Consider the following 9,818-nt stretch of genomic DNA (forward strand, 5'->3'; position numbering starts at 1 on the left):
CTACCTCTTCTAACCGCCGATAATGTTCACTTATCGGCGGTTAGAACTCGGGAGTCCGATCGTGCCCCGAATCCCGCCGGTGCAGGTTTCGTTTCGTGTCATTCCGTATGAAGTGACGAAACCAACGCTACGATTCGACAGTGCCGAGCACCTGTAACTACCCCGGCTGCACCCAACCGATCCCGCGCCCCTCGGGTCCCGGCCGGCCATCCGAATACTGCGACCGTCCCGACCACACGAGATGGCGGGCCTGGCGGGAAAGGCAACGCCTCCAGCAGGAGTCCGAACCTGCCGCAGATATCGTCACGGTGACGCAACAGGGCCCGGTGACCTCCGCCCGGCTCCGCGCGGACGAACTACTCGCCCAGTTCCGCGGATTGGCCGAACAACTGGGCACCACTCTCAACGCGGCCGTCGCCGAAATGTCCACCCTCGCCGACCCGTCGGCCGCCGAGGCGCAAGTGCAGGCGGTGCAGGCGGAGGCCGCCCGCCGGATCGCCGACGCCGAGATGGCCGCGGCGGCAGCCGAACAGGCCCGCCGCGATGCCTCCTCGGCACGACTGCGCGCCGAGGAGGCCGCCGAGGACGCGGTGGCCACGGCCGAAACCGCGGACACCCGGGTCGCCGAGGCCCAGTCGCTGGTCGCATCGGCCGAAACCGCGCGCGACGATGCGATGCGTGAGGTCGAAGCCGTCACCACCCGGGCCGCCGATGATGTATTCGCGGCGCGTTGTGCGGCCGAGGAGGATATCCGGGCGGCCCGTCGTGAAGCGGCCGCGGAAACCGAACGGATCCAGGCGGCGTGCGACGACGAAATCGACCGCGCACGCCGCGCGGCGAACGCCGATATCGCGCGCGCCGAACGCGAATGCGCCCAGCAGGTCAAGGCGTCGGCCGCGGACCGTGATCTCGCGGTGCAACGCGCGGCCGATACCGAACGCGCGCTGGAACGCGCCGAACGGTCGGCCGCCGAAAGAGCGGAGGCGGCCCAGGAGATGCGCGCGGAACTGCAGCGTCTGCGCGCGGACTTCGACGGGCTCCGCACCGAGCTCGCCGATACCCGGCGGACCGCGGCCGCCGACCTCACTGCCGCACGCGCCGAGGCCGATGCTCGGGTGGAGAAGGCCCACACCGACGCGGCGCGGCGGATCGAGGCCCTCGAACACGCGCGCACCCAGACGCTGGCCCGGGCCGAGCGGGCCGAACGCCAGCTCGACGCACTCGTGGCAGTCGAGAAGCCGAGCGCGTGACAGGGCTGTCGCGTGGCCGGTGGCGTCGCGGATGTCGCGTACCGGCGACGCCCGGTACGGTGGCGGGATGACCGGGGATCCGCTGCCGAGGCTGCGGGCATTGTGTTGCGCGCTGCCGGAGACTTCCGAACGGTTGAGTCACGGCGAACCCACCTGGTTCGTGCGCGGTAAGAAGACCTTCGTCACCTATTCCGATCACCATCACGACGACCGCCTGGGCTTCTGGTGCGCCGCGCCGCCGGGAACGCAGGAGGCGCTGGTGGCTGCCGAACCGGACCGGTTCTTCCGGCCGCCGTATGTGGGCCACCGGGGTTGGCTGGGTGTGTACCTGGATGTGCCGGTCGACTGGGTGGAGATCGGTGAGATCGTGACAGAGGCCTATCGGGTGGTCGCGCCGGCCCGTTTGGCGGCCCTGCTGGACGGGGCGTGACCGCCGCGGTCACATCCGTAGCGGGAGACCGGCTTCGACGCGGGCGAGCCGGTCGGCGTGCACATAGTGGGCGTGTTCGAGCAGTGCGATGAGTTCGGTTTCGCCCTCGCGGATGCGCCGGGTGTATTTGCGCGGCAGGTTCGCGATGGTGTGTTCTTCGGCGATCATGTCGGTGTAGGTGCGTTCGCGCAGTGATTGGTCGGCTTCGTAGCCGAGGTCGAGGTAGCGGGTGGCGTGCCGGCGGGCGTTGGAGACGGCGGTCTGGGCGCGCCCGGCGGGGCTCAGCAAGGACGCGGCAACCGTGACGACGAGGACGAGCACGATCACCGCCAGCGAGGCGCCGGTGGAGATTTCGGTGACGGGGATCGGATCGCCGTTGTTGATGAACGGCACATTGTTCTCGTGCATCGCGTGCAGGATCAGTTTGACCCCGATGAAGGCGAGAATCGCGGCCAGGCCGAAGCCGAGGTAGATGAGCCGGTCGAGCAGGCCTTCGAGCAGGAAGAAGAGCTGGCGCAGGCCGAGCAGGGAGAACGCGGTGGCGCTGAAGACGATGAAGACGTTCTGGGTGAGTCCGAAGATGGCCGGGATGGAGTCGAGGGCGAACAGGACGTCGGTGCCGCCGATGGCGACCATGGCCAGCAGCATGGGTGTCATCCGGCGGCGGCCGTCGACGACGGTGAAGAGTTTGTCGCCGTCGTAGTGGTCGCTGGTGCGCAGGAACCGGCGGGCCAGCCGCAGCACGATGTTGTCGTCGGCGTGACTGTCCTCGCCTTCCGGTTTGAGCATGTTCCCGGCGGTGATGAGCAGGGCGGCGCCGAAGGCGTAGAAGACCCAGGCGAAATTGTTGATCAGGGCCGCGCCCACGAAGATGAACCCGGTACGCACGATCAGCGAGAACACGATCCCCACCAGCAGAACCTTCTGCTGGGAGGCGCCGGGTACCCGGAAGGTGGTCATGAGGATGAGGAAGACGAACAGGTTGTCCACCGAGAGCGCTTTCTCGGTGATGTAGCCGGCGAAGTATTCGACTCCCATGGTGGTGCCGCCGAACAGCCAGACCGCGAATCCGAAGGCGATCGCGATGCCGATATAGGCGGCGGACCAGATCGCGGCCTCACGCAGCGACGGGGTGTGGGCGCTGCGGACATGGAAGAGGAAGTCGAACAGCAGGAGGCCGGCGATCAGCGCGAGGGTGCACGCCCAGGCCAGGGCGGGGACGGTCACGGCGGCCTCCTGACTGGTGGGCGGATGCGGCGCTGGGGCGACTGTAGCCCGGTGGCCGCGCGCGTCAGGAGTTTGCGCAGGTGGTGTCGGAGGGGTCGGGAAATGAGGTGTCCCGGCCAGGGGTGTAGACGGACACTCGCGGCAACCGTGCGGCAATCCATGGTCGTGGCCCATATCATTCAGCTATGCCGTCCTACGAGGAACCGGATGATGCTCCGGTGTTCGGTCGTGGAGTTCGCCAGACGATGGCGTCGATGGGGGTGTGCACGGCGGTGATCGGGGTGGCGACGGTGGCCTGGCCGGACAAATCGCTGGGCGCGGTCGGCAATCTGTTCATGTTCTCGCTGCTGTGCAGTGCGGTGACGCTGGCGGCGGTGGCGTTCGGTAGCCGGCTGGGCCGGTTTCCGCGGCTACTGCTGGGGCTGGCGGCGGTGGTGTCGCTGGTGACGGCGACATTGTGTTTCCGGGCGGGCAACTGGACGCTGCTGCTGGCGATGTGGCTGGGGCTGGCGTGGTCGGTGCGCGGTATCGCGCATGCGGTGGCGGGAGTGTGGGACGACGACGCGGTCACCGGTAGCGGCCGTCAGGAGTTGTTCGGGCTGGCGACGCTGACCGCGGGCCTGGTGATCGCGATCGCGCCGTTCGACAGTGTGGAGGCGCTGGCGCTGGCGGCGGGCTGCTGTATGACGGTGTTCGGTGTGCTGGAGGTGTGGACGGCGGTGCGGTCGCCGCTGGCGGTCCTGTCCGGTGCCTCGCTCACTCCTGATGAGCATCTGACCTCGGTGATCGCGAATGCGGGCGGTTCGGGCGGACGCACCCGCGAGTGAGGCGCCGGATCGGTCCGGATTTCGCTAGTCTTTGCTGTCATGGCGATCATTACGAGCCATCGGATCATGCGCCTGCGCGCCTTGATCGACCATCCGAACACCGGCGCGGACGAACGCGCCACCGCGCAACGCATGCTGGATCGCCTGCTGGTGCGTTCCGGCGACGCGCATATCGGCGACCGCACCTACGGAAACCGGCATCACCGCGTGGGCAAGCACGCCGATCTGCCGGCGGTGGCGGAGATGATCCGCGCCGATATCGCGCTGGGCCGGATCATGTTCGCGCCGCAGACGCGGGTGGGGACACCCGCGCTGCGTGATCCGCTGGGCGACGCTCCGGTCCAGATCGAGATCCGGGTGGATCTGCCGCATCACGGTTGTATCGACATCACGATCGACAGTGTGCCGCGGGAGTGGGGCTGGGTGATCGAGGACGGTATCGAGCAGGTGAGCCCGATGTTGCAAGAGCTGGCGATGGAGCTGGCGGAGATCATGAACGGCTACAACCGCGACGGCAGCGATATCGCCAAACGGTTCTTCGGCCGGGTCCGGATTCCGGAGTTCACGCTGGTCTGGTGATCGCCCGGTGGTCAGGCCGGGGCGTCGCGGACGTCCTTTCCCTGTTCGGCGAACGCCTTGAAGTCCTGCAGATGCTGTAGCGACTGTTTGCGGAAGGCGCCGGGCATCAGGAGCCCCACCATCCGCATCAGCAGACCGCTGAATCGGTACTCGTTCTCGCTCACCCAGCGCGTCGTCTCCGGGCCGGCCTCGGTCAGCCGGTCGCGCACGGCGCTCCACATGCCCTCGCCGACGATCTCACGTTCGAAGTGAACGACGCTCTCGTGCGGGATCCCGTGCAGGTCCGCCGGTTCCCGGCGCGTGATCGTCTCGGTGCATTCGATTTCACGCTGCCCGTCCCGCAGCACGACCCGCGAGGTGGTGCCGACCTGCCCGTGCACGCCGCTGAGCGGTTCGTGCAGCACCAGGCCGCGGAGCCACTTGGGTAGATGTGCCGGATCGGCGAGCAGTTGGACCGTCCTCTCCCTCGGCAGGGCGATCTCGATCGAGACGGTGTACCGCATGGTGAAGCCCTCCGGGTTCGTGTCAGGCCTGAGCGGACGCTTCGCGCAGGTTCAGGCCGATCGGGGTGACCGCCGGGATCTCGCCGGCCGCGATCACCGCGCGGGTGAACGGTGGCAGCAGTCGCAGTAGATCGTCGCGCTGGGCGGGGGACAGCGCCGCGTAGGCGGTGCCGGCGAGCGCGTCGGTGCGGTCCTCGATCTCGGCCTTGGTCCGGGCGCCGGCGTCGGTGAGGCCGGAGTCGTCGACGAGTCCTTTGTCCCGCAGGCTCCGGGTGCGGGTGGCCCATTCGGTCTCGTCGAAATCCCGGGACACGGTGTAGACGTCGCGGTCGGTGCCGTTGGCCAGTGCCTGCAGGACATGCGATTCGCGGCCGTCGATTCCGGCCGCGACGAGGGCGGCGATATGCCCGTCTCCGCGATGTTCTCGAAGCAGGGTGGCGGCATGCCACAGTCGCGTGATCGGGTCGGTGGGTTCGGGCAGGGCGCGGTTGGCGGCGAACAGGGCGCGGCCTTCCATCGGCGCGGCCGCGGCGGCCGCGGAAGCCAGGTCGGCTGCGGTGGCGAGTTCGGGAGTTTCGGCGATGTCGCCGAAGTGGCGGCGCAGGGCGGCGGCCGATCCGTGGGCGCGGGCATCGAGGGCGGCCGCGGGCGGGGCGAATTCCCAGGCGGACGGGAGCGCTTTGGCGACCCGTTCGGCGGTGAAGTTGTAGAACAGCGCGTGGACCACTTCGGGGCCGGTGGGACCGAGCGGGGCGCCGCGTCCGGCGAAGTAGCCCATCCAGAAACCGCGGTAGCCCGCGGTTTTGAATGCCTGCAGCGGTTCGGGTGAGAAGTAGGTGACGGCGTGCAGGGGTTCGAGCAGGGCCCATACCTGGCGGGCGTAGGCCGGGAGTGCGGTACTCATATTCGTCACGCTACTGGCCGGGGATCCGGGTGCCCATCGGTTTCGTCCAGGTCTCCGGCAGCGGGCGCCGCTATCTCGTGCCCGCGCCGGACAGTCCGGGAAATGCGGATCGCCCGGGCATCCGTGGATGCCCGGGCGATCACGTACCCTCACCCGGTAGCCGGGTGAACGGAATCAGGCCAGATCGAACCGGTCCGCGTTCATCACCTTGTTCCATGCCGACACGAAGTCGTGCACGAACTTCTCCTTGGCGTCGTCGGCGGCATACACCTCGGCGACCGCGCGCAGCTCGGAGTTCGAGCCGAACACCAGGTCGTAGCGGGTGCCGGTCCATTTGACCTCGCCGGTCGCGGTATCGCGGGCCTCGAAGGTCTCCTGGGACTCGTCGGTGGACTTCCACTCGACACCCATATCGAGCAGGTTGACGAAGTAGTCGTTGGTCAGCGTGCCGACCTTGTCGGTGAACACGCCCTGCTTCGACTGCTTGTAGTTCGCGCCCAGTACCCGCAGGCCGCCGACCAGTACGGTCAGCTCCGGCGCGGTGACGCCCAGCAGGTTCGCACGGTCGATCAGCAGGTGCTCCGACGGGAGCCGGTGACCCTTGCCGATGTAGTTGCGGAATCCGTCGGCGCGCGGTTCGAGCACACCGAAGGAGTCGATATCGGTCTGCTCCTGCAGGGCGTCGTTGCGTCCCGCGGCGACCGGCACGGTGACCTGAACCCCGGCCGCCTTGGCGGCCTGTTCGACACCGGCGGCGCCGGCGATCACGATCAGGTCGGCCAGCGAGACCTTCTTGCCACCGGACTGCGCGGCGTTGAACGATTCCTGGATCTTCTCCAGGGCGCTCAGCACCGTGGCCAGCTGCTCGGGTTCGTTGATATCCCAGCTCTTCTGCGGCTCCAGCCGGATGCGGGCACCGTTGGCGCCGCCGCGCTTATCGCTGGAACGGAACGTCGACGCCGAGGCCCACGCGGTGGACACCAGCTGCTCGACGGTGAGGCCGGCCGCCAGCACCTGCTCCTTGAGCGCGGCGATATCGGCCTCGCCGACGACCTCGAAGTCGACAGCCGGGATCGGGTCCTGCCACAGCAGCACCTCGGAGGGGACCTCCGCGCCGAGGTAACGTTCGACCGGGCCCATATCGCGGTGGGTGAGCTTGTACCAGGCGCGGGCGAACGCGTCGGCGAACTCGGCCGGGTTCTCGTGGAACCGGCGCGAGATGACCTCGAATTCGGGGTCGAACCGCAGCGCCAGGTCGGTGGTCAGCATCATCGGCTTCTTGCGCTTGGCCGGGTCGTGGGCGTCGGGGATGATCTCCTCGGCGTCCTTGGCGACCCACTGGTTGGCGCCGGCGGGGCTCTTGGTGAGCTCCCATTCGTAGCCGAACAGGATCTCGAAGAAGTCGTTGGTCCACTGCGCCGGTTTGGTGGTCCAGGTGACCTCCAGACCGCTGGTGATGGCGTCGCCGCCCTTACCGGTGCCGTGGGTGCTCTTCCAGCCGAAGCCCTGCTGTTCGATGAGGCCGGCTTCGGGTTCGGCGCCCACCAGGTCGGCATCGCCGGCGCCGTGGGTCTTGCCGAAGGTGTGGCCGCCGGCGATCAGCGCGACGGTCTCGGCGTGATCCATGGCCATCCGGGAGAAGGTTTCCTTGATGTCCACGGCCGCGGCGAGCGGATCCGGGTTCCCGTTGGGACCTTCGGGGTTGACGTAGATCAGGCCCATCTGGACCGCGCCGAGCGGGTTCTCCAGGTCGCGTTCGCCGGTGTAGCGCTCGTCGTCGAGCCACACCGATTCCGGGCCCCAGTAGACGTCCTCGTCGGGCTCCCACAGGTCGGCGCGGCCGCCGGCGAAGCCGAAGGTCTCGAAGCCCATGGTCTCCAGCGCGACGTTGCCGGCGAAGATCATCAGGTCGGCCCAGGACAGCTTCTTGCCGTACTTCTTCTTGACCGGCCACAGCAGGCGGCGGGCCTTGTCCAGGTTGCCGTTGTCGGGCCAGCTGTTGAGCGGCGCGAAGCGCTGCATACCGCCACCGCCGCCGCCACGGCCGTCGATGGTGCGGTAGGTGCCGGCGCTGTGCCAGGCCATCCGGATCATCAGCGGGCCGTAGTGCCCGAAGTCGGCGGGCCACCAGTCCTGCGAGGTAGTCAGGATCTCGGCGATATCCTTGCGGACCTCGCCCAGGTCCAGGGTCTTGAACGCCGCGGCGTAGTCGAAACCGGGTTCCATCGGGTCCGAGGCGGGTGCGTTCTTGCGCAGGATCTTGAGGTTGAGCTGGTTGGGCCACCAGTCACGGTTGCCGGCACCCGTGGTGGGGTGTTTGGCCGCGAACGGGCACTGGCCAGTGGAGGTCTCGGACACTGCATTCCTTCCGGTTCAGATCGTCATTTCGGGCTGGGGTGTGGTGGAACAGGCGGGGCACAGGCCCCAGTAGATGACCTCGGCTTCCTCGATGGTGAAGCCGTGGTCGTCGGAGGCGTTCAGGCACGGCGCCGGGCCGGCGGCGCAGTCGACGTCGGCGATCACCCCGCAGGAGCGGCATACGAGGTGGTGATGGTTGTCGGCGACGCGGGTCTCGTAGCGGGCGACCGATCCGGTGGGCTGGATGCGCCGCAGCAGGCCCGCGGTGGTCAGGGCGCGCAGTACGTCGTAGACGGCCTGGTGGGAGACGGCACCCAGGGTGTCGCGCACCCGGCCGATGATGGTGTCGGTATCGGAGTGCGGGTTGTCGTGTACCGCGCCGAGTACTGCCAGCCGCGGCGCGGTCACACGCAGCGCGGCATCACGCAGCATGTTCTCGAATTCCGCGGTCGTGGTCACGCCACGCAGCATACCTATTTTCTGGAACTGATCAAGTCTCGGTCTCTTTCCAGAAAAGCCGCGATCTCGGGGATCGGGCGGTAGGATCACGCGCCGGACGAAGCCGAACCGGACCCCCGGAGGAGCAGGATAGTGCCACCTCCGACCCGCCGCCCGGTAAGCGCGCCCCGGACGGCTCCTGGCACGATTTGAACGAACTGCTGCCCGGTCACTTCTTCTACGGCGTCTTCGCCGCCGGCATCCCGGACGCCGCGCATCGGCGCCGACCGGCCCGCCGGGCCGGGGAACCGGACGCGATACCGCCCGCGCACCCGGGACCTGCGCCGATCGCGCGGTGAACAGTATCGAAGCAGATGAATGATCGTCGGCGATCGATATTATTATCGGTGGAATACCTCGCTCGACAATGCTGTTCGGTACCGGTGTGACGTCCAGGAACGTGTATCAACAAAGCCCGTTGCGGACTCTGCGCGACCTCGTTTACGATTGCCTTCTCAAGCCGGTCGGAGAGCGCGAATGAATACGCTCGGACGACTGCCGATCCGATTGCCGAAACGGCAGATCGGCACAACAGAAGGATCCTTCCGATTGTCGGGGTCGTGGAGGGTCCGCAGTAGGAATTCTGTGACGTTGCGGTCACAGAATTCTGCTGGAACGAACTGCGATGAAGGTAAGCCAACTCCAGAAGGCGATCGGTGCTGCCGATGAATTCCAACGATGTTCGCTTCCTGCTCGCCGAACCCGACTCGGGCCCGACCTGCCCTGGGGACGGCGGCGCTCCCGGTATCCGCCCGGAGTTGCAGATCCGTGCTGTACCTGCAGCTCTTCTGTTCCACGGCCGCAATGTCCGGCGTAAACACGGCATCCTGTGACCCGTCCGGGACCATGCGTGAACGGTCCCGACCGCTGCGGCCGGCGCCGGCGCCCGTGATATTTCGTCACCGTCGGGTCTCGATGGGTTTCGGCCGTTCACTCGCTTTTCCGATATTCCCGCGCAAGCACTGAATTTGCGCGAGACGAAATCGAAATATTTGTTTCCACCGATCCACGGTGCTATTTGTTTCGAGTATCGATCCATCCGCTCGGGAACACCTGGATCGGGCCGCCGGAATTTTCGCGCCGGCGTCTGGAATTACGAAATCGATGGAGGCAAGGTGACCCAGTCCAAGCGCAACTCAGACACGGGTATTCCGCAGTCGGGTTCATCGTGGAACCGCCCCTCCGAGTTTTCCGTGACGACAAGCCCGGGTAACGGTTCGGCCGCGGAACGCATCAATGGGC

Annotated in this window: 10 protein-coding genes; 5 read left to right on the plus strand and 5 right to left on the minus strand. The window is 67.4% G+C overall.

Annotated features, from left to right (window positions below; genetic code table 11):
* The first annotated feature begins 308 nt into the window (after positions 1-308).
* Together ACZ6SF_RS06470 and ACZ6SF_RS06475 are read left to right on the plus strand one after the other, a co-directional pair.
* Entirely contained in the window at positions 309-1,250 is a 942-nt protein-coding gene (locus ACZ6SF_RS06470; protein ID WP_466060938.1) for a coiled-coil domain-containing protein, read from the plus strand.
* Positions 1,251-1,317: 67 nt separating this feature from the next.
* A complete protein-coding gene (locus ACZ6SF_RS06475; RefSeq protein ID WP_466060939.1) occupies positions 1,318-1,680 on the plus strand; it encodes an MmcQ/YjbR family DNA-binding protein in 363 nt (120 codons plus the stop codon).
* A 9-nt stretch (positions 1,681-1,689) separates the two neighbouring features.
* On the opposite strand, the gene ACZ6SF_RS06480 is transcribed toward ACZ6SF_RS06475, so the two are convergent.
* Positions 1,690-2,907 (minus strand): TerC family protein, encoded by a 1,218-nt coding sequence (locus ACZ6SF_RS06480; protein ID WP_466060940.1) that lies wholly within the window; start codon positions 2,905-2,907, stop codon positions 1,690-1,692.
* Positions 2,908-3,092: 185 nt separating this feature from the next.
* Here ACZ6SF_RS06480 and ACZ6SF_RS06485 point away from each other — a divergent pair, with 185 nt between their 5' ends.
* Both ACZ6SF_RS06485 and ACZ6SF_RS06490 read left to right on the plus strand, forming a co-directional pair.
* A complete protein-coding gene (locus ACZ6SF_RS06485) occupies positions 3,093-3,734 on the plus strand; it encodes an HdeD family acid-resistance protein (protein ID WP_466060941.1) in 642 nt (213 codons plus the stop codon).
* A 39-nt stretch (positions 3,735-3,773) separates the two neighbouring features.
* Positions 3,774-4,313 (plus strand): hypothetical protein, encoded by a 540-nt coding sequence (locus tag ACZ6SF_RS06490; protein WP_466060942.1) that lies wholly within the window; start codon positions 3,774-3,776, stop codon positions 4,311-4,313.
* A gap of 11 nt (positions 4,314-4,324) precedes the next feature.
* Here the strand turns inward: ACZ6SF_RS06490 and ACZ6SF_RS06495 are convergent, their stop codons facing one another.
* From ACZ6SF_RS06495 to ACZ6SF_RS06510, 4 genes are all read right to left on the minus strand, one after another.
* On the minus strand, positions 4,325-4,816 hold the full coding sequence (locus ACZ6SF_RS06495; RefSeq protein ID WP_466060943.1) for an SRPBCC family protein: 492 nt from the start codon (positions 4,814-4,816) through the stop codon (positions 4,325-4,327).
* A gap of 22 nt (positions 4,817-4,838) precedes the next feature.
* A complete protein-coding gene (locus tag ACZ6SF_RS06500; protein WP_466060944.1) occupies positions 4,839-5,720 on the minus strand; it encodes an SCO6745 family protein in 882 nt (293 codons plus the stop codon).
* Between the two features lie 174 nt (positions 5,721-5,894).
* Positions 5,895-8,078 (minus strand): catalase/peroxidase HPI, encoded by a 2,184-nt coding sequence (gene katG, locus ACZ6SF_RS06505; protein WP_466060945.1) that lies wholly within the window; start codon positions 8,076-8,078, stop codon positions 5,895-5,897.
* A gap of 15 nt (positions 8,079-8,093) precedes the next feature.
* Positions 8,094-8,510: a Fur family transcriptional regulator gene (locus ACZ6SF_RS06510; protein WP_466061362.1), complete on the minus strand. Its 417-nt coding sequence runs from the start codon at positions 8,508-8,510 to the stop codon at positions 8,094-8,096.
* A gap of 722 nt (positions 8,511-9,232) precedes the next feature.
* On the opposite strand from ACZ6SF_RS06510, the gene ACZ6SF_RS06515 reads away from it, so the two are divergent.
* A complete protein-coding gene (locus ACZ6SF_RS06515; protein WP_466060946.1) occupies positions 9,233-9,409 on the plus strand; it encodes a hypothetical protein in 177 nt (58 codons plus the stop codon).
* The last annotated feature ends 409 nt before the right edge of the window (positions 9,410-9,818 follow it).

It is taken from the genome of Nocardia sp. NPDC049935 (assembly GCF_055586645.1).